The 24,284-nt window shown below is 46.3% G+C and carries 21 protein-coding genes and 2 pseudogenes; 18 read left to right on the forward strand and 5 right to left on the reverse strand.

From position 1 onward, the window contains the following. Positions 1-72: 72 nt before the first annotated feature. Positions 73-558, reverse strand: coding sequence for a hypothetical protein (locus NYE49_RS03950; protein ID WP_047182252.1), 486 nt, complete (start codon positions 556-558; stop codon positions 73-75). Between the two features lie 197 nt (positions 559-755). Here NYE49_RS03950 and NYE49_RS03955 point away from each other — a divergent pair, with 197 nt between their 5' ends. From NYE49_RS03955 to NYE49_RS03975, 5 genes and pseudogenes are all read left to right on the forward strand, one after another. Then, positions 756-1,628, forward strand: coding sequence for an STAS domain-containing protein (locus tag NYE49_RS03955; protein WP_047182253.1), 873 nt, complete (start codon positions 756-758; stop codon positions 1,626-1,628). Positions 1,629-1,787: 159 nt separating this feature from the next. After that, positions 1,788-1,955, forward strand: coding sequence for a YezD family protein (locus NYE49_RS03960; RefSeq protein WP_003244522.1), 168 nt, complete (start codon positions 1,788-1,790; stop codon positions 1,953-1,955). A gap of 109 nt (positions 1,956-2,064) precedes the next feature. Next, a complete protein-coding gene (locus tag NYE49_RS03965) occupies positions 2,065-2,709 on the forward strand; it encodes a Bax inhibitor-1 family protein (RefSeq protein WP_003244397.1) in 645 nt (214 codons plus the stop codon). Next, positions 2,709-2,777: pseudogene (locus tag NYE49_RS03970) on the forward strand (hypothetical protein); the annotation flags it as partial. The gene NYE49_RS03965 and the pseudogene NYE49_RS03970, both read left to right, overlap by 1 nt. Beyond that, positions 2,777-3,114, forward strand: a pseudogene (locus tag NYE49_RS03975) (FAD-dependent monooxygenase); the annotation flags it as partial. The pseudogenes NYE49_RS03970 and NYE49_RS03975, both read left to right, overlap by 1 nt. 34 nt (positions 3,115-3,148) lie before the next feature. On the opposite strand, the gene NYE49_RS03980 reads toward NYE49_RS03975, so the two are convergent. Next, entirely contained in the window at positions 3,149-4,219 is a 1,071-nt protein-coding gene (locus NYE49_RS03980) for a DUF3900 domain-containing protein (RefSeq protein WP_047182254.1), read from the reverse strand. Between the two features lie 149 nt (positions 4,220-4,368). On the opposite strand from NYE49_RS03980, the gene cypD reads away from it, so the two are divergent. From cypD to NYE49_RS04020, 8 genes are all read left to right on the forward strand, one after another. Further along, a complete protein-coding gene (gene cypD / locus NYE49_RS03985; protein WP_047182255.1) occupies positions 4,369-7,554 on the forward strand; it encodes a bifunctional P-450/NADPH--P450 reductase in 3,186 nt (1,061 codons plus the stop codon). 446 nt (positions 7,555-8,000) lie between these two features. Further along, positions 8,001-9,920 carry a lipoteichoic acid synthase LtaS1 gene (gene ltaS1, locus NYE49_RS03990; protein WP_047183542.1) on the forward strand — a complete coding sequence of 640 codons (1,920 nt, stop codon included), beginning with the start codon at positions 8,001-8,003 and terminating at the stop codon, positions 9,918-9,920. Positions 9,921-9,935: 15 nt separating this feature from the next. Continuing rightward, the gene (locus tag NYE49_RS03995; protein WP_170948347.1) at positions 9,936-10,100 is read left to right on the forward strand and encodes a hypothetical protein; all 165 of its coding nucleotides are present in this window, start codon (positions 9,936-9,938) and stop codon (positions 10,098-10,100) included. Between the two features lie 58 nt (positions 10,101-10,158). Continuing rightward, positions 10,159-10,923: a glucose-1-phosphate cytidylyltransferase gene (locus tag NYE49_RS04000; protein WP_015383060.1), complete on the forward strand. Its 765-nt coding sequence runs from the start codon at positions 10,159-10,161 to the stop codon at positions 10,921-10,923. Between the two features lie 6 nt (positions 10,924-10,929). Next, positions 10,930-11,898 (forward strand): GDP-mannose 4,6-dehydratase, encoded by a 969-nt coding sequence (locus NYE49_RS04005; RefSeq protein ID WP_003244102.1) that lies wholly within the window; start codon positions 10,930-10,932, stop codon positions 11,896-11,898. 23 nt (positions 11,899-11,921) lie between these two features. After that, complete coding sequence (locus NYE49_RS04010) at positions 11,922-12,833, forward strand: putative nucleotide-diphospho-sugar transferase (protein WP_017695588.1); 912 nt, start codon at positions 11,922-11,924, stop codon at positions 12,831-12,833. Between the two features lie 28 nt (positions 12,834-12,861). Then, positions 12,862-14,040 carry a glycosyltransferase family 2 protein gene (locus NYE49_RS04015; RefSeq protein ID WP_047182256.1) on the forward strand — a complete coding sequence of 393 codons (1,179 nt, stop codon included), beginning with the start codon at positions 12,862-12,864 and terminating at the stop codon, positions 14,038-14,040. Continuing rightward, the gene (locus tag NYE49_RS04020) at positions 14,041-14,976 is read left to right on the forward strand and encodes a hypothetical protein (RefSeq protein ID WP_342410945.1); all 936 of its coding nucleotides are present in this window, start codon (positions 14,041-14,043) and stop codon (positions 14,974-14,976) included. A gap of 29 nt (positions 14,977-15,005) precedes the next feature. On the opposite strand, the gene NYE49_RS04025 is transcribed toward NYE49_RS04020, so the two are convergent. From NYE49_RS04025 to NYE49_RS04035, 3 genes are all read right to left on the reverse strand, one after another. Continuing rightward, positions 15,006-16,235: an MFS transporter gene (locus NYE49_RS04025; RefSeq protein WP_047182258.1), complete on the reverse strand. Its 1,230-nt coding sequence runs from the start codon at positions 16,233-16,235 to the stop codon at positions 15,006-15,008. A 111-nt stretch (positions 16,236-16,346) separates the two neighbouring features. Further along, complete coding sequence (locus NYE49_RS04030) at positions 16,347-17,054, reverse strand: YjjG family noncanonical pyrimidine nucleotidase (protein ID WP_047182259.1); 708 nt, start codon at positions 17,052-17,054, stop codon at positions 16,347-16,349. A gap of 91 nt (positions 17,055-17,145) precedes the next feature. After that, positions 17,146-18,531: an amino acid permease gene (locus NYE49_RS04035; protein ID WP_003233771.1), complete on the reverse strand. Its 1,386-nt coding sequence runs from the start codon at positions 18,529-18,531 to the stop codon at positions 17,146-17,148. 249 nt (positions 18,532-18,780) lie between these two features. On the opposite strand from NYE49_RS04035, the gene yfmT reads away from it, so the two are divergent. The 5 genes from yfmT (at position 18,781) to NYE49_RS04060 (ending at position 24,251) form a co-directional block, all read left to right on the forward strand. Further along, positions 18,781-20,238 carry a benzaldehyde dehydrogenase gene (yfmT, locus tag NYE49_RS04040; protein ID WP_342410946.1) on the forward strand — a complete coding sequence of 486 codons (1,458 nt, stop codon included), beginning with the start codon at positions 18,781-18,783 and terminating at the stop codon, positions 20,236-20,238. Positions 20,239-20,251: 13 nt separating this feature from the next. Beyond that, positions 20,252-21,112, forward strand: coding sequence for a methyl-accepting chemotaxis protein (locus NYE49_RS04045; RefSeq protein ID WP_003233767.1), 861 nt, complete (start codon positions 20,252-20,254; stop codon positions 21,110-21,112). A gap of 133 nt (positions 21,113-21,245) precedes the next feature. Continuing rightward, complete coding sequence (locus NYE49_RS04050; RefSeq protein WP_342410947.1) at positions 21,246-23,135, forward strand: ABC-F family ATP-binding cassette domain-containing protein; 1,890 nt, start codon at positions 21,246-21,248, stop codon at positions 23,133-23,135. A gap of 122 nt (positions 23,136-23,257) precedes the next feature. Next, entirely contained in the window at positions 23,258-23,704 is a 447-nt protein-coding gene (locus NYE49_RS04055) for a YfmQ family protein (RefSeq protein WP_342410948.1), read from the forward strand. A 124-nt stretch (positions 23,705-23,828) separates the two neighbouring features. Then, complete coding sequence (locus tag NYE49_RS04060) at positions 23,829-24,251, forward strand: MerR family transcriptional regulator (protein ID WP_014479143.1); 423 nt, start codon at positions 23,829-23,831, stop codon at positions 24,249-24,251. Positions 24,252-24,284: the final 33 nt, after the last annotated feature.

A 24,284-nucleotide genomic window follows, 5' to 3' on the forward strand; every position in this document is an offset into this window, starting at 1 on the left:
AAAGATAATAATACTATAACCTGTTTACGGCCGAAGTAACATAAAAAAATCAGCCGGGAAACCGGCTGATTATTAAAATGAGCAGCTTACAACATCGATGTGATTTGTGTCTAAGGCGAAATAAACCCAGCGGCGCCGTGAGGAATCCCAATAAAAGCCGCCGACGGACCTTCTGCCAAGGATGATCGGGTAGAACCAAAATGAGCGGCCATTGGTTAACCAAACATAGGTAAATCGGAAAAGGCAAGGACGAATGGTGATTGGTTCAACTAACAAAACGGCTCCTTGAGACCCCTGCGGTTTTGGGGGTTTCGCTGGTATTTGGGAAGGAGGAGGTCCCTGCGGCGCACCGCCGAAGCCTGGGACGGCACCGCTGCCAATGCCAGGGCCGCCGCCGCCAAAGCCTGGAACAGCACCGCCGCCAATGCCAGGGCCGCCGCCAGAGCCCGGAACAGCACCGCTGCCAATGCCAGGCCATGGATATCGGTATTCATATTCAAAAGCAGGCCAAGGCTCATAAAAATGCCCCGCAAACATATAAGGATCAACATAATACATGTGATTACGTCCTTTCTCATTGTAAACTGTACATTGCAGTTTATGCGGGCGGACTCTTATTGGTGCATTCGCCTAAGGATATGAAGCTGGAATGCACTCAGAGAGCAGAATCATTTGATTTTTCCCTAGTCTTATTCACAATTCCGCTTTATCATTTTATAATGAAAGTGCTTCTATTACGAAAAAGGAGACAGACCGTGAATATCGATCAATTATTATATCAATATATCATAGACAACACTGCGGATATTACTGAGAAATGGTTCAGTTTGCGTTGCAAGCTAAAAGGCGAGCTATATTCCGCCAGCCATTTAAGTGAAGAAACGAAAACACTTTTAACCGAGCAGCATACATTTACCAATATAACAATCGCAAGCGCATTTCTGGAGGATCAAACCGATTTTCAAGAAAACATGACAAAATGGGCGGAAAACGTTGCGAAAAACAGGGTAGAGCAGGATGTTCAAGTTCATGAGGTCGTAGAAGCCATATCCAATTCAAGAATCTCATTCTGGGACGCAGTCGCCACATTTATAAAAGAGAATCAGGAGATTGTGACAAATGAGGATGCAGACCGATGGAACCGCATTGTGAATCAGTCGTTCGATAAGCTGATTATTGAATTCTCCGAGCAGTACCAAAAATTCATGCTGATGAGGCTCACATCTCAGCAGGAACTGATCTCAGAGCTTGGCTGCCCGGTCATTTCCATTGCCGATGGAATCGGAATATTGCCGCTTATTGGCTCCATTGATACAAAACGGGCACAGGTCATTTTAGAAACAGTGCCGGTTCGCTGTGTCGAGAGAAAAATCACAAGCCTCGTCGTTGATCTTTCGGGTGTTCCGATTGTGGATACTATGGTGGCTCAGCAATTGTACAACCTGTCTAAAACGCTTTTCTTATTAGGCGTCAAAGCCGTATTTTCAGGGATTCGCCCGGATGTGGCCCAAACATCGATTCAATTGGGGCTTGATTTTAGTGAATATGAAACGTACGGCACGCTGAAGCAGGCATTAGAAAATATGGGTGTCCGCTGTATTGTTGAGGAATTGGAAGAAAACAAATAGGAAGTTTCCAGGCATATGATTGTCCGTCACCGGGTGATCATATGCCTTTTTGATTTGAACAGAAATCACCATTGATTTATCAAAAAAAACATAATATTATAATTCTTATAAGAATACTGTGAATTGAATTAAAACCTATTCAACAGGGGGGAAGGTCTTTTGGTTTCAAAATCAACGATTGATCCGGAAGTGATTGAAAAAATAATCAGCTCGCTGGAAACACTCGATTTCGGCACCGTTCAGATTACGGTTCATGATTCTCAGATTACCCAAATTGAGAAAATAGAAAAGCACCGTTTTTCGCTGAAAAGGAAAGAATCAAAATGATAATGTAAAGGGCGTTTGTTTTCATTAAATTCTCCTTAAAACATATACATATTTCATCCAATTTTTATATAATAGACCTTTAAGATCATTTTTTAGGAGGATTTTTGACATGCAAGCTACGGTTCACGAGAGTAAGCAATCGATCATGCAACGCATTTTGACAGTCTTTGTCTTCACATTGCTGATCGCGACTGTCGGCCTTTTTATCGGCCAATTTGTTCCTGTCGCTTTGATGCTGCCGCTTTCTATTCTTGAAGTGGCGATGATTATTCTGGCCTTCTGGATGCGCAGAAGAAAAGCGGTCGGGTATGCGTTTGTATATACATTCGCGTTCGTTTCCGGCATTACCTTATTTCCGATCGTCAGCCATTACGCTTCCATCGCCGGCGCCTATGTCGTGCTTGAAGCCTTTGGTTCTACATTTGTCATTTTTGCCGTCTTGGGTACAATCGGCGCAAAAATGAAGAAGGATTTATCCTTCCTGTGGTCATTTCTGCTGGTTGCGGTGCTCGCACTCGCAGTGGTAGGGATTTTCAACATTTTCAGCCCGTTAAACTCAGCGGCGATGATGGCGTATTCCGTGATCGGAACCATCGTCTTTTCCCTTTACATTTTGTATGATTTGAATCAAATCAAACACCGCCACATTACGGAAGACTTGATTCCGGTTATGGCGTTATCGCTGTACCTTGACTTTATCAACTTATTCATCAACCTGCTCCGCTTCTTCGGCATTTTGAGCAGTGATGATTAATGAAAAAGCGCCTGTCATTGGATAGGCGCTTTTTGCTATACATAAAAAAGGCAGGTGGAGTGTTTATGAGTATCCTATCATTTTAAATACACTGGAGCAGGTCACAGTGCTGGAGCCATGGTACGAAGACCCGTCATCATCGGAGGAGACGCCGCCCACGCCGGCGCGCCGACCCTGGCGCAAGGAGCGGCAATGGCGATCGAGGATGCCATCGTCCTCGCCGAAGAACTCCAAAAACACGCCGACCACGAAACAGCATTACAGGCGTACTACAAAAGAAGAGCCCCACGAGCGCTCAAAGTCCAGAACCTATCATCGGAAATCGTACGCCGCGGGCTGAAAGGAGAGCCGGGAGCGGAAGAACTGATTGGGGAGTGCTATGCGGTGTTGAGGGAAGGGTATTAAATAGGAAAAGTCCAGAAAGTGATTTCTGGACTTTTTAGTCTTGCTCTGTTTTATTCCTTATCCGCTCAATCACCTCATGCAGCCCCTCAGGCTTATAAAACTCCACCGGTGAACTGCCTTTCTCAAACGAAATTGTCTCGGCTTCAATCAGCGCGACATAGCGTCCGTTTACTTTTGCGAGATGAATAGAATCGCCAAAATCCGCTAGCAATCCCCTAATCTCTGTTTCTCCGACTTTCATTTTCAGTTGGGCCTCTGGCGTGTGCTCGATGATTTGGGCGGAGGCTTTGATGACTTGATGGGTGTCGAGGCGCTCTTGGATTTCCCGTTTTTCGCTTGCTTCCCAAATCTCAATGTCGTGCTCGAACTGCTTGAGTTCTTCGCTGTTGTCTTCAAATGTCTCGTAGACGTGCTCCTGTACCATGTTCATGACCTGATTTTTCATGATTTCCGGCATCGATTCGCCGTACTCGACGAATTTCAGAAAGTCCTCAAAATAGCGGGCGTGTGAGGCCTGGTGGATTTTTAGCTCACCTTCCTCGACCATTCCTTCCTCTGGCATGTACGGGTATTGGATGCTTTTCATGTTTTTTGTCGTGATCGCCATTTCGACTTTTTTAATGAGAGAAGACGCGTCAGAGATGCGGGCGACCTTCGGCTCAAAGTCACATTTCATAATGAAGACAAATGACTCGTCAAAGTATTTTCTCGGCACGGCCGAAGCGACGAGAAACACGCCGCCGCGAACCGCGCTTGTGTCAAGGTACGTGCGGACGAACTGCTCGCTCAGCTCATTGAAGTCTTCTTTTGTTTCCGCCAGACGAGCGCGGTTGAACATGTTGTAGTTTGGGTTGGAATCGAGCTCGTGGCCGGGTTCGACGATAAAATGGCCGATTTTCGTCGGGACCTGCTCGGACTGCGGATGGCGGTCTGCTTTCCGTTTGACGATTTTTTTCAGTTCCCCGTCGAGAAAGTCCTTTAGCTCGCTTTCTTCAAATTCGCCCGTATCAAGGGTCTGGAAGTGCTTGAACTGTTTGTTCGCCTGCTCATCTTTGCCTTCCACCTGTATGACATAAAAGGATAAAAACCGAATTTCAAAATCCATATATAAACTCACCTTATTCGCGTATTGTACAGCTTCTCAAGTATAGAAAAAACAGCAATCATGCGTCAATTGGGAGAACGGAATAATCATGACCATGAAAGGGAAATGTAGTCAAATAGAAGGCATCTCATACGGAAAGGAATGGTTCGATGAAGGAAACAAGCCCGATTCCTCAGCCGAAGACGTTTGGGCCGCTAGGCAATTTGCCTTTAATCGATAAAGACAAGCCGACGCTTTCGCTGATCAAACTGGCGGAAGAACAGGGCCCGATTTTTCAAATCCATACACCCGCGGGCACGACCATTGTAGTGTCCGGCCACGAATTGGTGAAAGAGGTTTGTGATGAAGAACGGTTTGATAAAAGCATTGAAGGCGCCTTGGAAAAGGTTCGCGCATTTTCCGGTGACGGATTGTTTACGAGCTGGACGCATGAGCCTAACTGGAGAAAAGCGCACAACATTCTGATGCCGACGTTCAGCCAGCGGGCCATGAAGGACTATCATGAGAAAATGGTCGATATCGCTGTTCAGCTCATTCAAAAATGGGCCAGGCTCAATCCGAATGAAGCAGTCGATGTCCCGGGAGATATGACCCGGCTGACGCTCGACACCATTGGGCTATGCGGGTTTAACTACCGCTTTAACAGTTACTACAGAGAAACGCCCCACCCGTTTATCAACAGCATGGTGCGGGCGCTTGATGAAGCGATGCATCAAATGCAGCGGCTTGATGTTCAAGATAAGCTTATGGTCAGAACAAAGCGGCAATTCCGCCATGATATTCAAACGATGTTTTCGTTAGTCGACAGCATTATTGCAGAGCGCCGATCGAATGGAGACCAGGATGAAAAAGATTTGCTCGCCCGCATGCTGAATGTGGAAGATCCGGAAACGGGTGAAAAGCTCGACGACGAAAATATCCGCTTTCAGATCATTACGTTTTTGATTGCCGGCCATGAAACAACGAGCGGCCTGCTCTCCTTTGCGACCTACTTTTTATTGAAGCATCCTGACAAACTGAAAAAGGCGTATGAAGAGGTCGATCGGGTGCTGACGGATGCAGCGCCGACCTATAAACAAGTGCTGGAGCTTACATACATACGGATGATTTTAAATGAATCACTGCGCTTATGGCCGACAGCTCCGGCTTTCAGCCTTTATCCAAAAGAAGACACAGTCATTGGAGGAAAATTTCCGATCACGACGAATGACAGAATTTCTGTGCTGATTCCGCAGCTTCATCGTGATCGGGACGCTTGGGGAAAGGACGCCGAAGAATTCCGGCCGGAACGGTTCGAGCATCAGGACCAAGTGCCTCATCATGCGTACAAACCATTCGGAAATGGACAACGGGCCTGTATCGGCATGCAGTTTGCCCTTCATGAAGCCACACTTGTGTTAGGCATGATTCTAAAATATTTCACACTGATTGATCATGAGAATTATGAGCTTGATATCAAACAAACCTTAACACTTAAGCCGGGCGATTTTCACATCAGGGTTCAAAGCCGTAATCAGGAAGCCATTCATGCGGACGTCCAGGCAGCTGAAAAAGCCGTGTCTGATGAGCAAAAGGAGAAAACGGAAGCAAAGGGCGCATCGGTCATCGGTCTTAACAACCGCCCGCTTCTCTTACTGTACGGCTCTGATACCGGCACTGCAGAAGGCGTCGCCCGGGAGCTTGCTGATACTGCCAGTCTTCACGGCGTAAGGACAGAGACAGCACCTCTGAACGACCGAATTGGAAAGCTGCCGAAAGAGGGAGCGGTTGTCATTGTGACCTCGTCTTATAATGGAAAACCGCCAAGCAATGCCGGACAGTTCGTGCAGTGGCTTCAAGAAATCAAACCGGGTGAGCTTGAGGGCGTTCATTACGCGGTATTTGGCTGCGGCGACCACAACTGGGCGAGCACGTATCAATACGTGCCGAGATTCATTGATGAGCAGCTTGCGGAAAAAGGCGCGACTCGGTTTTCTGCGCGCGGAGAAGGTGATGTCAGCGGTGATTTTGAAGGGCAGCTTGACGAGTGGAAAAAAAGCATGTGGGCGGACGCCATTAAGGCATTCGGACTTGAGCTTAATGAAAACGCTGATAAGGAGCGAAGCACGCTGAGCCTTCAGTTTGTCAGAGGGCTGGGCGAGTCTCCGCTGGCTAGATCATACGAAGCCTCTCACGCATCCATTGCCGAAAATCGTGAACTCCAGTCTGCAGACAGCGATCGAAGCACTCGCCATATCGAAATTGCATTGCCGCCGGATGTTGAATATCAAGAGGGCGACCATCTTGGCGTATTGCCAAAAAACAGCCAAACCAATGTCAGCCGGATTCTCCACAGATTCGGTCTGAAGGGAACCGACCAAGTGACATTGTCGGCAAGCGGCCGCAGTGCGGGGCATCTGCCATTGGGCCGTCCTGTCAGCCTGCATGATCTTCTCAGCTACAGCGTCGAGGTGCAGGAAGCAGCCACAAGAGCGCAAATACGTGAACTGGCGGCATTTACAGTGTGTCCGCCGCATAGGCGTGAATTAGAAGAACTGTCAGCAGAGGGTGTTTATCAGGAGCAAATATTGAAAAAACGAATTTCCATGCTGGATCTGCTTGAAAAGTATGAAGCGTGTGACATGCCGTTTGAACGATTTTTAGAGCTTTTACGGCCGTTAAAACCGAGATATTATTCGATTTCAAGCTCTCCAAGAGTGAATCCACGGCAAGCATCAATCACAGTCGGTGTCGTGCGCGGCCCTGCGTGGAGCGGCCGTGGCGAATACAGGGGCGTGGCTTCAAATGATTTAGCTGAGCGTAAAGCCGGTGATGATGTCGTGATGTTTATCCGCACACCGGAATCCCGGTTTCAGCTTCCAGAAGACCCTGAAACGCCAATCATTATGGTCGGACCAGGCACAGGAGTAGCGCCATTCCGCGGTTTCCTTCAAGCCCGTGAAGTTTTAAAGCGGGAGGGGAAAACGCTCGGTGAAGCTCATCTCTATTTTGGATGCAGGAACGATCGTGATTTTATATACCGCGATGAGCTTGAGCAGTTTGAAAAAGACGGAATCGTCACTGTACACACAGCCTTTTCCCGCAAAGAAGGCATGCCGAAAACGTATGTCCAGCATCTCATGGCTGACCATGCAGAAACATTAATATCGATCCTTGACCGCGGAGGCAGGCTTTATGTATGCGGTGACGGCAGCAAAATGGCCCCGGATGTGGAGGCGGCCCTGCAAAATGCGTATCAGTCTGTCCATGGCACCGGGGAGCAAGAAGCGCAAAACTGGCTGAGACATCTGCAGGATACCGGTATGTACACCAAGGATGTCTGGGCAGGGATATAGATAATGAAGACTGGAGACATCCAGTCTTTTTTGTCCTTTCGAAAAAATGGTGATCGCGCTAAACATTGATGCATACAATAACTTCAGTCCGCCGGAAGGGCGGGCTGTCTGCAAAACCTATTTTTCGTTTTTGCTAGTTTATGTTATTCTTATACTCGGTATCTATTTCTTTTTTCAAAGGCACACATGACAAAAGAAATCCTTTTTTTATTTCCGAGAAAAAAATGTGAAACGAAATGAAGGTTTCTTTCGTCCAGTGATTGGTTTCCAAATGGTTGTAATAAAAATGATATGGTGCGAAACATAAATATTCCGGCTTGCCGCGGTGTATTTCTTGTTGTGTGATGCCTTGATTTTGTTTGGAAAGAAGGAATTGGAAGGCAGGATATAAAGAGCAGGTAAATATGAATGAAGAACTTAAAGTGTTTAAGAAAGTAGAGGTTGCCATGAAGAAACTTTTTTCTTACAAACTTAGCTTTTTTGTGCTGGCTGTTATACTGTTTTGGGCAAAAACGTATTTATCCTACAAGACTGAGTTTAATCTTGGGGTAAAAGGCACAACTCAGGAGATCCTCCTGATATTTAACCCATTCTCAAGCGCCGTCTTCTTTTTAGGACTGGCTTTGCTGGCGAAAGGGCGTAAATCAGCCATTATTATGCTGATTATCGATTTCTTGATGACATTTGTGTTATATGCAAATATTTTATTCTATCGTTTCTTTGACGATTTCTTGACGTTCCCGAACATTAAACAGTCCGGAAACGTTGGAAACATGGGAGACGGGATTTTCAGTATCATGGCCGGTCATGATATTTTCTATTTCTTAGATATTATCATTTTGATTGCGGTTTTGATCTGGAGACCTGAATTAAAAGAATACAAAATGAAAAAACGCTTTGCGTCTTTAGTGATCCTTTCTGGGGTCGCACTGTTTTTCATCAACCTGCACTATGCGGAAAAAGACCGTCCGCAGCTGCTGACAAGAACGTTTGACCGCAATTATATTGTGAAATATTTAGGTTTATACAACTACACCATTTATGACGGTGTACAGACGGCTCAAACAGAAACGCAACGGGCCTATGCAAGCAGCGATGATTTAACAAGCGTCGAGAATTACACGACGTCTCATTATGCGAAACCGAACGCCGAGTACTTCGGCTCTGCCAAAGGCAAAAATATCATTAAAATTCACCTCGAAAGCTTCCAGTCATTCCTGATTGACTACAAGCTAAACGGTGAAGAGGTGACGCCTTTCTTAAATAAACTTGCGCACGGCGGGGAAGATGTGACGTATTTTGATAACTTCTTCCATCAGACAGGCCAGGGAAAAACATCTGATGCCGAGCTGACAATGGATAACTCGATCTTCGGTCTTCCTGAAGGCTCCGCGTTTGTGACGAAAGGCGAAAACACTTACCAGTCGCTTCCTGCGATTTTAGACCAGAAGGAAGGCTATACAAGCGCCGTCCTTCATGGTGATTACAAATCGTTCTGGAACCGTGACCAGATTTACAAACATATCGGATATGACAAGTTCTTCGACGCAAGCACGTATGATATGTCAGATGAAAATGTGATTAATATGGGGCTTAAGGATAAGCCGTTCTTTACAGAATCGATTCCAAAGCTTGAATCTCTTAAACAGCCGTTTTATGCGCATTTGATTACATTGACAAACCATTATCCGTTTAACCTGGATGAAAAAGACGCGTCTCTTAAAAAAGCGACAACAGGCGATAACACAGTTGACAGCTACTTCCAGACAGCGCGTTACCTTGACGAAGCGCTTGAGCAATTCTTCAAGGAGCTGAAGGAAGCAGGCCTGTATGACAACTCAGTCATCATGATTTACGGTGACCATAACGGTATTTCTGAAAACCATAACCGAGCGATGAAAGAGATTCTTGGAAAAGAGATCACAGATTATCAAAACGCACAGAACCAGCGTGTGCCGCTGATGATCCGCGTTCCTGGCAAAAAAGGCGGAGTGAACCATACGTATGGCGGCGAAATTGACGTTATGCCGACACTTCTGCACTTAGAAGGAATTGATTCTCAGAAATATATCAACTTTGGTACTGATTTATTCTCTAAAGACCACGACGATACGGTGGCATTCAGAAACGGAGACTTCGTAACGCCGAAGTACACATCAGTCGACAATATCATTTACGATACGAAGACAGGTGAAAAACTGAAAGCGAATGAAGAAACGAAGAATCTGAAAACAAGAGTGAACCAGCAGCTGAGCCTTTCAGACAGTGTCCTGTACAAAGACTTGCTGAGGTTCCATAAACTAAGTGATTTCACAGCCGTTGATCCGTCTGACTATCATTACGGCAAGGAAAAAGAAATCAAATAAAGATGAGAAAGAGCCTTGAGCGGGCGCATTGCCTTCGCTCAAGGCTCTTTTTTTTGGTTATACAACCAACTTGAAAAAATAGATTCCATTTGGTCACCAAGGCTGGCTTTCTCTCATATCATTACAGTAGATTTTGAAACCGGTATTGAAATCGGACAAATTATCGGGGAAATGCCTTGATAGATTGTGAAGATGTACCAGGTTTCGAACTCAATATTCATAGAGATGAGGGGTAGAGATGAAAGCGGTCATTCTCTGCGGCGGAAAAGGAACGAGAATGAGTGAAGTCACGAATGACATTCCTAAACCGCTCGCCATGATAGGCGGCAAACCGATTCTATGGCATATTATGAAAATTTATCAGTACTACGGAGTAAACGAGTTTATTCTGCTGTTGGGCTATAAAGGAGAAAAAATCAAGGAATACTTTCTCGACTATGAATGGAAGCACAACAGCCTGACACTCGACAGCTCTACGGGAGAGGTACAGATCCTGGGGCAGCCTGAAACGTGGAAAATTACGTTTTTGGAGACTGGGGAAGATACGCTGACAGCCGGAAGAATCTTGCAGGCGAAAGACTATATCGGTGATGAAACATTTCTGCTCACCTATGGGGACGGGCTGGCCAATATCAATCTTTTCCATCTCATCAGCTATCATCAGACAAAAGGTGCTGCCGCGACTGTCACCGGCATTGACAAAGTCTCGCAGTTTGGCACCTTGACGGTTGAGGACGGCATGGCGAAAACATTTTCTGAGAAGACATCAAGTGACGGAATCATCAACGGCGGATTCTTCGTTTTCAGTCCCAAGGTTTTCGATTATTTGCCGAAGGACGGGAACACAATGTTCGAAGATGAACCGCTGAAGAACCTTGCCAAAGACGGGGAGCTTGCTGTGTACCGCCATTACGGATTTTGGACGGCCATCGATACGTATAAAAATCTCTTAGAAGTCAACAAAATGTGGAATCAAGGACAACAAGTATGGAAGGTATGGTGAATCGATTTGAGTTTCTGGAAAAATAAAAACGTATTTGTCACGGGATGTACAGGTCTTTTAGGAAGCTATTTGGTGAAAGAGCTGATCGAACAGGGCGCAAACGTGACAGGGCTTGTCAGGGATCATGTGCCTCAATCCAATCTTTATCAGGGAGAACATATCAAGAAAATGAACATCGTGCGGGGCTCTCTTGAGGACTTGGCTGTGATTGAACGCGCGCTTGGCGAGTATGAGATCGACACGGTCTTTCATCTCGCTGCACAAGCGATTGTCGGCGTGGCAAACCGCAACCCGATTTCTACCTTTGAAGCGAATATCCTCGGCACATGGAATATACTCGAAGCCTGCCGCAAGCATCCGTTAATTAAGCGGGTCATTGTCGCTTCAAGTGATAAAGCTTACGGCGATCAAGAAAACCTTCCATACGATGAAAACATGCCGCTGCAAGGCAAGCACCCGTACGACGTCTCAAAAAGCTGCGCAGATCTGATCAGCCACACCTATTTTCACACGTACGGGCTTCCGGTCTGCATTACGCGCTGCGGAAACTTATACGGCGGCGGAGATTTGAACTTCAATCGCATCATTCCTCAGACGATTCAGCTTGTGCTGAACGGGGAAGCGCCGGAAATCCGAAGCGACGGCACATTTGTACGGGACTATTTCTATATTGAAGACGCCGTTCAGGCTTATCTGCTTCTTGCAGAAAAAATGGAAGAAAACAATCTTGCCGGAGAGGCCTTTAACTTCAGCAATGAGATCCAGCTGACCGTACTTGAACTGGTAGAGAAAATATTAAAGAAAATGAACAGTAATCTGAAACCTAAGGTGCTGAATCAGGGAAGCAATGAAATCAAACATCAATATTTATCCGCGGAAAAAGCAAGAAAGCTGCTGAATTGGACACCGGCCTACACCATTGATGAGGGACTTGAAAAAACGATTGAGTGGTATACGGAATTCTTCAAAAAGTAATGTGAAACGAGGTGAACAAGACTGTGACCAGCGCGTATTGCACCGTTTTATCAAAAGGAAGATTATATCAGGCAGTCGCTTTGTTTAAGTCGTTAGAGCAAGTTGACCAAGACAGTCCCATTTTTATACTTTGCATGGATGAAGATACGCACCGCGTGTTACAGAAGCTGAAGATGAAGCAGCTGAACCTTGTGCCGGTGGCCGCTCTTGAAAATGAATTGCTATTGAAGCTGAAGGAAACTAGAGATCAAAGTGAGTATTGCTGGACGATGAAGCCGATCTTTCTGCAAGCTGTGCTGAACAGCAATCCTGAGCTGGAGCGTGTGACGTATATTGACGGGGATCTCTTTTTCTATGCAGATCCATCGCCGATTTTTGAAAACCAGCCGGACTGCTCGGTGCTGCTTTCACGGGGGGATATTGTAATCCCTTCTTTTGAGAAAGAGCAGATTGACATGCTGCAGCGTCTTTTAGGCAGATATAATTCCGGGTTTATCAGCTTCAAGCATGATGATGCAGGCACGGATTGCTTGGAGTGGTGGAAGGAACGCTGTCTTGAGGAATGCAAAAATGCACCGGGTGAAGGGAAATTCGGTGATCAAGGCTATTTGGATTATATGTCTGAGCTGTTTCCGAATGTGTGTGACATTACGACACCCGGCGTGAACATCGGCCATTGGAATTATGGGCAGCATACGTTTTCCTGGAAAGATGGCCGGATCGTGCTGGAGGATGGCAGTCCGCTGATCTTTTATCATTTCAGCGGATACCGAATCGTCAGCATCAATGAAATCAAACAGATTCATGAAACAACCCGCACAGATCTGCCGTTTGTGCATGAACTGTATCAAGAGACACTGCCGCATATCATTCAGCACATGAAAACGTTAGACCCTGAATTTAACGGTTTTGCTTCAAAAGATGACAACAAATAAATGAGTAAATACAGGAAGTGAAAATGAAGTGAAAGCAAGCGTTATTATTCCTGCATATAATTCAAAGGAGCGCCTTTACAACAGCCTTCTGTCATTAAACCAGCAGGAGTGCGATGAAGAATTCGAAGTCATTGTAGCGGACAATGGCTCTGAGGACGGGACGCTCTCGATGCTTGAGTCATTTCAAGCGGATTTTCCGCTGATCTTTACACGGATTAAAGAAAACAGGGGCATTGCGTACGGACGAAATCAGGCGCTTCGCAATGCCAGAGGAGACATCCTGATTTTCCATGACAGCGATATGCTTGCGGCAAAGGACCTTGTGGCAAAACATATTAAAGCCCATGAGAACGAAGAGAATCTCGTCGTGTGCGGGTTGTTTTGGAAACGGATCTACAGTTTTTATTATGAACGGTTTGAAGAAGAACATAAGGAACAGCTCGCAAAGCTCACAGATGAAATGCCGAAGAAAGACAAACAAAAGCTGCTGGAGGAAGCGGACATCAAAAACGGAAGCTTTCTTGATAAAAGCTTTGACCTCGATACCGACTTTATAGACGTGCTCAAGAAGATTTTAGATGAGTACGGCGATGACTTGATAGGCTATCATATGCCATGGCGCTTTTTTATCACGAATAATTCCTCTGTGAAACGCAAGCATGTGGTTGATCTCGGTTTATTTGACGAAGGCATTGTACGGTACGGGTTTGAGGATTATGACCTCGGGATCAGGCTTCATCAGGCCGGATTGACCTTCAGGCTTCGTCGCGATATTGTCAGTGTTCATCAGGAACATCCAAGCAATTGTAAGTCTGTAGACGATATTCGGGCAAACATTGCCTATATGTGCGATAAATACAATAACATCCGCTCCTTAGACGTTCATCTCGCATTTAATGGGCCGTTCCCGCCTGACATGACGAACAGAATCATGGCTGATATTCAAAAGCTGCTGGAATCACAGAAATATGATATGCTGCTGAATCTGTTTCTTGAGCTTCTACATGTTGTTAAAGAGCGCAACATTGATCCGGATTGGAGAAAGAAATCCCCAAGGGTGACGGCGAAAAGCTTTGATTTACAAACTGTCCGCAAGCTTCTGCCGAAAGCGAAGAAAAAGCTAGGCGTGAACGATTTTGCCAACGCACTGTATGCGCTTGTCAACGATTTGCTGCACGTGGATCTTAGATCATTGGATGTGGTATAAGTGAGTACATTTCATTTTTCAACGATAGTGTCAAGGACACATCTCTTTAAGCTCATGCCTATGATTCATTCTCTCCATGAGCATTGCGATGATTTTCATTTATATGTGCTGTGTGTCGACCGGAAAGCGTATGAATTGCTTCAGCACGTTCCATGGGAGCATGTAACCTTTGTGCAGCTGCATGAAATGGAAGACCCGGAGCTGCTGAAAGCGAAAAGCAACAGAACGTTTCATGAATATTGCTGGACGTTAAAGCCCGCCTTTTTGTTTCATGTGATGAGCAAGTGGGATGACGCTGAATACTTTGCCCATATGGATACGGATCTATTTTTCTTTTCTGATCCGGCACGTATTTTTGCAGAAAATCCAACGGCGTCTCTGTATTTGACTGATCATCGTAATTCGCCGCGCTTCATGTCCTACTACGACCGAACCGGACGCTTTAATACAGGCTTTGTCGGTGCCGGTAATACAAAGGAAGCATATGAAGCGGTGTGGCAGTGGAGACAGGACTGTATTGAATTTTGCACGGTCGAAATGGATACGGAACGAAAGACATATGGTGATCAAAGATATGTGGAGAAATGGCCGGCGCAGTTTAAAGGTGTTCATGTTGTCAAATCAATAGGAGCCAATACAGCGCTTTGGAATATCGAAAACTATAAGGTCGGGCAAAAGGACGGCCGCGTGCATATAGATGAAACGCCGCTGATTTTCTATCATTTCTCTGGGTTTACACTGGTGACAGAAAAAGAGTTTAATCTTTGCTGGTACTACCGGATTGAAGACGAAGCGACAATTGAGATGATTTATATGCCGTATATATTAAATCTGAAAAGATGGATTGATGAAATACAGTCGGCGTTTCCGGACTTTGCGGATGGCTTTATCCCGAAGCACGCAGTGCCTGACACTCATTTTATCCAGCTGGATTAAAAAACCCCTGCCGCCTGGCAGGGGTTTTTTCAGCTATGCCATTCTCTCAGCTTCTGGTCACTTGGCAATAGGAAGGCAAGGATGCCGAGAACAGGGAGAAAGGCAATGGCGATCATCGTCGGGGTCAGTCCCGCGGCGTCAATCAGAGCGCCCAGCGCCACAGCACCGATTGCGCCCATCCCGAAGGCAAGCCCGACGGTTAAACCGGACATTGTGCCAATTTTTCCAGGAACTAGCTCCTGTGCGTAGACGACCGTTACGGAAAAGCTCGACATCAGAACCAAGCCAATCAAGGCAAGCACGCCATAGGCGAGAACCGGGCCGGCAAATGGCAGCAAGATCGCCAGCGGCGCCGAGCATAACAGCGAACCGAGGATAACGAAGCGTTTTCCAAAACGGTCTGCAAGCGGGCCGCCGAGAAACGTGCCGATCGCGCCAAACAGCAAGAAGACAAAAATATAGCTTTGTGCCTGCTGAATGCTTACGTGATAGGTATCCATCGCGTAAAACGTGTAAAAGTTACCGATCGCACTCGTATACCAAGAACGAGCAAAAATGAGAAATATAATAATAATAAGAGCAGATACAACAGATTTGGTGATGGCCGTGTTTTCAGCCGTTTTCTTTTGCTTGCCTGATTTCTGGGCAAGGCTGCCGAGACGTGAGGCGTACCATTTCGCGATATACATGAGAAACATAACAGCAAGCGCGGCGACAAGCGTGAACCAAACAGCGCCGAATTGCCCGAGCGGCACAAGGATCAGCGCGGTGATCAGCGGGGCCATCGCCTGGCCTGAGTTTCCGCCCACCTGATAAATCGACTGGGCGAGCCCGCGTTTTGTGCCGGCGGCCATATACGCCACACGGGAGCCCTCCGGATGGAAAATGGCCGAGCCTAATCCAATGAAAAACACACAGCATAGGATCGTTATGAATGACGGGGCAAATGCAAGGCCCAAAATGCCAAGCATGCTGGCGGTCAAACCGACTGGCAGCGCATACGGCTGCGGCCGTTTATCGGTATACCAGCCGACAACAGGCTGCATGACGGATGACACCATGTTTAATGTGAAAGCGATGATGCCGAGCTGTGTAAACGTCAGGCTCATGGAGCGTTCCAAAATAGGGAACATGGCCGGAATCACAGCTTGAAGCGAATCGTTGAGCATATGGCAAATTCCGATAATAATCAAAATCGGATACACCGTGGTGCCTGGTTTTTGAATTGTTTTTTCTTTTACCGGGGCGGCGATAGCCAATTGAGTCTCCTCCTTACATATATAACCAAAGCATACCACCATATTATTCATAAGGTGAAGAATTTATCAAGAGGAAAAAAGACTCTTATAAAAGAAATACCGTCAGCCTGATTAGCAGCTGACGGTATTTTCGATATTCAAAATGTGATATAGCTCTTCAAGCTTACGAATCTCATAGGTTGGTATGATCTCTGGCACATTCGGCTTCATGTCAGGGTTCATCCAGCAAGTATCAAGCCCGGCGAGCTGTCCGCCTTTGATATCAGCAGTTAGTGAATCCCCGATGATTAATGTGTGCTCTGCTGAAAATTGAGGAATCCGTTCAAACACGTAATCGAAATATTCCTTCATCGGCTTTTGGAAGCCTGTGTCTTCAGAAACGAAAATGTCCTTGAAGAATGGAAATAATCCTGAATCACGGAGACGCTTATATTGTGTGTGAGACACGCCGTTTGTCACGATGTACAAATCAAACTGTTGCTGCAGATTTGAGATGAGATCAAATGCACCGTCAATAAGCTGATGTCCTTCTTCAAGAAAGCGGCGGTATTTTTGCTCAAGCAAAGCGCCGTCCGCCTCGTAACCGTACTCCTTGAGCAAAGCGGAGAAACGTGTGTTTACGACTTCATCCCGTGTCATCTTACCTTCTTCAAAGGCTCTCCAGAGACCTTGATTGATGGTTTTATACTGCGCCTTCATGTCATTTGTTAAAGGAATGTTCTGATTTTCAAACAGCAAACGCAGGGCTAAAGCTTCTGCCGCTTGAAAATCAAGGATGGTATCATCTACATCAAATAATAAAGTGCGGTATTGTTTCATCTGTGTGTCTCCCTTTCTCATGCGTACTCAAAGTATAGCACATAAAAAAAGGAAAAAGCCGGCGGGTGAGGCACCGCCGGCTAAAAAGAGATTATTTGTTTAATAAGCTGTGTTTTCTCGAATATAGGAAATAAACCAGCGTTCCGACAGCGATCCAGATGACAAATGAAAGCCATGTGACGCCGGGAAGGCTGTACATGAACCAAAGGCAGATGCCTGCGCTGATAATCGGCACAACCGGAACGAACGGCACTCTGAAGGACGCTTTGATTTCAGGATGTTTCTTTCTTAGCACAATGACAGCAATAGATATGACCGTAAACGCGGCAAGTGTTCCCATGTTCACCAGGTGGGCCAGCGTTCCGAGGTTAATAAAGCCGGCGATTCCCGCTGCAACGATCCCTGTCAGCCACGTGTTGCGGAACGGGGTTTTAAATGACGGATGAACCTTTGCGAACAATCCAGGCAGAAGGCCGTCTCTGCTCATGGCAAATGTCAAACGAACCTGAGCGTACAGCAAAGCGAGCATCACCGTCGTAATCCCGATAATCGCACCGACAGAAATAATTCCGGCAACAGCGTCCTGTCCGACAAATTTCAGCGCAAAGGATACAGGATCTCCGACATTCAATTTGGCATAAGGCATCATGCCTGTCAGCACAAGCGATACCGCGATGTACAGAACCGTACAGACGGCTAGAGCTGAAATAATGCCGACGGGCATGTTTTTTTGCGGATTTTTTACTTCCTCTGAGGCGTTAGAAACCGCGTCAAACCCAAGATACGCGAAGAATACAGTGGCAGCGCTAAGAATGACGCCTTTCATCCCGAATGGCATAAAAGGAGACCAGTTGTCCGGTTTCACATAGCCGATACCGACAATAATGAACAATAAAATGATCGCGATTTTCATCAGTACGATGACGTTGTTAAAGCGTGTGCTTTCCTTGACGCCTCTGCTGACAATCGCAGTGATGAGGAGAATGATCACCGCAGCCGGAAGATTAAATACGGCGCCCGCCGTGCTTCCCGGCGCTCCTGTCAGTGCAGCCGGAATATGAAGATTGAAGCCGGCAAGCAGTGATTGAAAGTATGAAGACCAGCCGGTGGCAACCGCTGACAGTGCAATGACATATTCAAGCATGAGATCCCATCCGATCAAAAAGGCGAGCAGCTCTCCAAGTGTCACGTATGAGTATGAGTACACGCTTCCCGAAATCGGAATGGAAGACGAAAACTCAGCATAACAGAAAGCAGCCAGCGCACAGGCGAGCCCCGCTAAAATAAACGATATGATGAGGGCGGGACCTGCACCGGTCGCTGCCACTGTTCCTGTAATGACAAAAATCCCTGTACCGATGACACAACCGATACCGAGCAAGGTTAAATCAAATGCGCTTAACGTACGGGCAAGGCTTTTTGACTTGCTCTGCGCACTCAATGTTTCAAGCGGTTTTTTTCTAAATAATGAACTCATCAAAAGTTCCTCCTGAAAATATTCAAAATATTCTAATCATTATATACAGTTCTTGTTGTATTATATTGTCGAAATTTGACGCAGTCAATAAAATATTTTTCTGCTTTAAATGATAGAAGCGAAACAGCGTTGTCGTATCATAGGATAGTAATTTTTACTAATCGTATATTCAATTTTATGCAAGATGAACCGATAGAAAAAATAGATTCGCCCATAATTTGATTTGCGGTTATAAAGGAGATGCTGACCATGTTTCAATATGAAGAGTTGAATAAACAGTTTATCGGCGGGAAATGGCAGGAGGGCAGCAGCCCAAATGTATTGGAAAACAAAAATCCTTATACTCAAAAAACATTCACAACATTCCGTAAAGCGACTGCTGACGATGTAGATGAAGCGTATCGGGCAGCGGCGCTGGCAAAGAAAAAATGGGATGCGGTCAACCCGTTTGAGAAAAGAACCATTTTAGAAAAAGCCGTCACGTATATTGAAGAAAATGAAGAAGCCATTATTTATTTGATTATGGAGGAGCTAGGCGGTACAAGGCTCAAAGCGGCTTTTGAAATCGGACTTGTCAAAAACATCATGAAAGAAGCGGCAACGTTCCCAATCCGCATGGAGGGGAAAATTCTTCCGTCCACAATAGATGGCAAGGAAAACAGATTATATCGCGTGCCGGCAGGCGTTGTCGGTGTCATCAGTCCGTTTAACTTCCCATTCTTTTTATCTATGAAATCAGTGGCGCCTGCACTCGGAGCCGGCAATGGCGTTGTGCTAAAGCCGCATGAGGAAACGCCGATTTGCGGCGGAACGCTGATTGCGAAAATTTTTGAGAACGCGGGAATTCCAGCGGGGCTGCTGAATGTTGTTGTCACAGACATTGCAGAAATCGGAGACAGCTTTGTTGAACACCCAGTGCCGCGGATCATTTCATTTACAGGTTCTACGAAAGTCGGCAGTTACATCGGCCAGCTTGCGATGAAGCATTTTAAAAAGCCGCTTCTTGAGCTTGGCGGGAACAGCGCCTTCATCGTACTTGAGGATGCAGATATAGAATATGCGGTCAATGCGGCGGTGTTCAGCCGATTTACACATCAAGGACAGATTTGCATGTCAGCCAACCGCGTGCTTGTTCATTCTTCTATTTATGACAAGTTCCTTGAGCTGTACCAGGCAAAAGTGGAATCGCTGAAAGTAGGCGACCCAATGGATCCTGATACGATTATCGGGCCATTAATCAACAGCAGACAGACGGACGGGCTGATGAAGTCTGTTGAGCAGGCAATTGAAGAAGGCGCTGTACCAGTGAAGCTTGGCGGATTTAACGGGACGATCGTGGAACCGACGATCTTAAAAGACGTCAAACCGTTCATGAGCATTGCCAAGGAAGAGCTGTTCGGACCAGTCGTCTCCTTTATGAAGTTTGATTCAGAAGACGAAGCGGTGGATATCGCAAACGAAACCCCGTTTGGCTTGAGCGGTGCCGTACATACGTCAAATCTTGAGCGCGGCGTGGCTTTTGCGAAACGCATTGAAACAGGCATGATTCACGTCAATGACACGACCATCAATGATGAACCGAATGTAGCCTTCGGCGGTGAAAAGCAATCGGGTCTCGGCCGTTTAAACGGTGAGTGGAGCCTCGAAGAATTTACAACGCTGAAATGGATTTCGGTCCAGCACGAAAAACGCAGCTTCCCTTATTAATGAAAAGGAGTGAATGGAATTGACCATAAATACGGAAAAAGAAACCGCAGATATTCTGGACGCATTTATCAAAGTAGCCCCTTATTTAAACAGCCTGGTTCAGGATGATATTACAATCGGCATTTATGATACGGAAAAACTGCTCGTGAATATACCGGCCAAAACCTTTTCGCTGAACGTAAAAGCCGGCGATCCGCTGCAGGAAGGGGATATCATCACAGATGCCATCCGCAGCAATCAGAAGAAGACGAGCATGGTTCCGAAAGAATTGTTCGGCTTCCCATTGATCGCGCGTGCCATCCCGCTGCACGACGAGAATGGAAGAGTCATTGGAGGCGTCGGCCTCGGAACGAGCCTTGAGGAGTCGTCAAAGCTGCATGATGTGGCGGAAAGCTTATCAGCTGTCGTTGAACAAACAGCCGCGGCTATTTCCGACATTTCTGAATCAATTAACGGGTTTTCAACTCAAATGTCGGGCATTTCCTCTCAGGCGAAAAAAGTAAGCGAAAGCGCCGGTGAAATCGCCGATATTTCAGTAACTGTTAAAGGCATCTCGGACCAAAGCAATCTGCTCGGCTTGAACGCCGCGATCGAAGCGGCAAGAGCAGGGGAGTCCGGAAAAGGCTTCTCTGTCGTCGCAGATGAGATCAGAAAGCTAGCAACGCATTCAAAAGAAAATGTCGGCCAAATTGACCAGATTACGAAAAAAATCCACAGCCTGCTGAAAGGGCTGGAGGAATCCATTGAGTCGATTAATCAGCATACAGACGGACAAGCCGCTGCCGTTGAACAAATTTCCGCCACAATGCAGGAGATTTCAGGAAGCGCGCAGCATCTTGCAAAAATGGCTGAAAAAGCGCTTGAGGAAGAGTAAGAGACCGGGGACAAATGTCCCCGGTCTTTTTCTATCCTGCATTTCCATGAAATTCGTCTGACGTTTTACTAGTTTTATTCCAGCGGCTGATTTAAAATGTACACATGAACTTACGTGAGGATTGATAGGAACCATGAGCATATTAAAAGCGGAAAATCTTTATAAAACATACGGAGATAAAACATTATTTGACCATATCTCCTTTCATATTGAAGAGAATGAGAGAATCGGATTAATCGGGCCGAACGGAACAGGAAAATCAACGTTGCTGAAAGTGATTGCCGGCTTGGAATCTATCGAAGAAGGAGAAATCACGAAATCCGGAAGCGTGCAGGTCGAATTTCTTCATCAAGACCCGGAGCTGCCTGCGGGGCAAACAGTGCTGGAGCATATCTATTCCGGTGAATCGGCTGTGATGAAAACCTTGCGTGAATATGAAAAAGCGCTGTATGAACTGGGGAAAGATCCCGAAAATGAACAGCGCCAGAAACACCTGCTGGCAACACAAGCGAAAATGGACGCAAACAATGCATGGGATGCAAACACCTTGGCAAAAACCGTATTGTCTAAGCTGGGCGTCAACGACGTAACAAAACCGGTCAATGAGCTTTCAGGCGGCCAGAAAAAACGGGTGGCCATTGCCAAAAACTTAATTCAGCCCGCTGATTTGCTCATTTTGGACGAGCCGACAAACCATTTGGATAATGAAACGATTGAGTGGCTTGAAGGGTATTTAAGCCAATATCCCGGCGCCGTCATGCTGGTGACGCACGATAGATATTTCTTAAACCGTGTCACCAACCGCATTTATGAGCTTGAAAGAGGCAGCCTCTACACGTACAAAGGCAACTATGAAGTGTTTTTAGAAAAACGCGCGGAACGGGAAGCGCAGGCTGAGCAAAAGGAAACGAAGCGGCAAAACCTGCTGCGCCGCGAGCTGGCCTGGCTCAGACGAGGAGCGAAAGCCCGCTCAACAAAACAAAAGGCGAGAATTGACCGGGTAGAGACGCTTAAAGAGCAGAAAGGCCCTCAGTCATCAGGTTCACTCGATTTTGCCATTGGCTCGCACCGTCTCGGAAAACAGGTTATTGAAGCGGAGAACGTCATGATCGCTTATGACGGCCGCATGCTCGTCGACCGTTTTAATGAACTTGTCATACCAGGTGAACGGATCGGGATCATCGGGCCGAACGGCATCGGGAAAACAACGCTGTTAAATGCCCTTGCCGGCCGTCATACGCCGGACGGAGGCGATATTACGATCGGACAGACGGTCAGAATCGGCTACTATACTCAGGATCATAGTGAAATGAACGGTGAGTTAAAGGTCATTGACTATATAAAAGAAACGGCGGAGGTCGTAAAAACGGCAGATGGCGATATGATTACAGCTGAACAAATGCTCGAGCGTTTCCTCTTCCCGCGTTCGATGCAGCAGACGTATATCCGCAAGCTGTCCGGCGGGGAAAAACGCCGTTTATACTTGCTTCAGGTTCTCATGCAGGAGCCGAATGTCCTGTTTCTCGATGAGCCGACGAACGATTTGGATACTGAAACATTAAGCGTTCTTGAGGATTATATTGACCAGTTCCCAGGCGTCGTCATCACCGTATCTCATGACCGCTATTTCCTTGACCGCGTCGTCGACCGTTTGATTGTATTTGAAGGAAATGGCGTCATTTCCCGCTTTCAAGGCTCCTACAGCGACTATATGGAGGAGTCAAAAGCGAAAAAAGCGGCCCCAAAACCGGCAGCTGAGGAAAAAACGGCTGAAGCCGAGCCGAAGAAAAAACGGAAAAAGCTTTCTTACAAAGACCAGCTGGAATGGGACGGCATCGAAGATAAAATTGCCCAGCTGGAAGAAAAGCATGAACAGCTTGAAGCTGACATCGCCGCAGCAGGCAGTGATTTTGGCAAAATCCAAGAGCTGATGGCCGAGCAGGCGAAAACTGCGGAAGAGCTTGAGGCTGCGATGGACCGCTGGACAGAATTGTCCCTCATGATCGAAGAACTGGAAAGCTAAAAAGCGTGGCCGCAGCAGGCCGCGCTTTTTTTCACATAATGGACAAAAACGAACCGGCCTGCTTATGTTAGGATAAAATTATGTGTCAGCGGCACATGGAAAACTAACGGAGATGATGAAGTATGACATGGGCGATCGTGATGTTAATTCTCATGAGTCTGGTGAAAATCGTATTAACCTGTCTTCCTACAGGCGTCATAGAATGGCTGCTCGGCAAATTTGAAGTGCACGCCAAGCTGAGTGACGAAAATGCGAGTCTCTCTCTAGATGGAAAACGCCTCGAGGGTGCAGAGAAGCAGAAAGTGATTGATCAATTTAACGAAGCTGTCTTCCTGGAAAAATATTATATCTATCCAGGTGATGAAGAGCGTTATTTACATCCGGAAAACGGCGGCACGCCGCTGGTAATAGATACAAAAAAAGGAAAAAAAGACGTGAAGCTGTTCGTGTACCGCTACGACGACCATATCGAAGTCGTGAAACAGTACAAGAAGAAAGTGATCGCGTATCGAGTGCTTTCTGAAAGCCTTCAAAAAGAGTCTCTGTCAGTGGCGGGAAGTTTAGCTTAAACAGGAAAGTGAAAGACGGGTGCTTTATGCTACTCGTCTTTTTTATTGTTTTTTAAAACTTAACGTTTACGTTAAGGTTCAAAAGGTGTATAATGGTAACAGAAACGGCGAAGGGGGATTTACCTTGGAATGGATGAAGATTGATCAAGTGGCCAAAAGAAGCGGACTGACAAAGCGGACCATCCGGTTTTATGAAGAAATCGGCTTGATTCCGGCGCCGAAACGGACAGACGGCGGCGTAAGGCTTTATTCAGAGGATGATATGGAGGAGCTTGAGAAAGTCATCAGCACAAAAGAGGTGCTCGGTTTTTCCCTTCAGGAGCTTCAGCATTTCATGGAAACAAGCCGCCAGCTAGAGTTAAACAAAGAGGGGTATTTGTTGTCACTGGATCCTAAGGAACGGAAAGAAAAACTGGAGGAAATTCAGGAAACCCTGAATCACCAGCTGAGTTTGATTGATGAGAAAATCCGCACATTCCAAAGCTTTAAAGAACGCCTGCAAGGCATGAAAGGCAAAGCGGAACGTGCCATTCAATCAATCGAATGAAAAGTTTGCCAAACGCTATTTTTGTAGCGTTTC

This window comes from Bacillus sp. FSL L8-0358 (assembly GCF_038593095.1).
Taxonomy (GTDB): domain Bacteria; phylum Bacillota; class Bacilli; order Bacillales; family Bacillaceae; genus Bacillus; species Bacillus subtilis.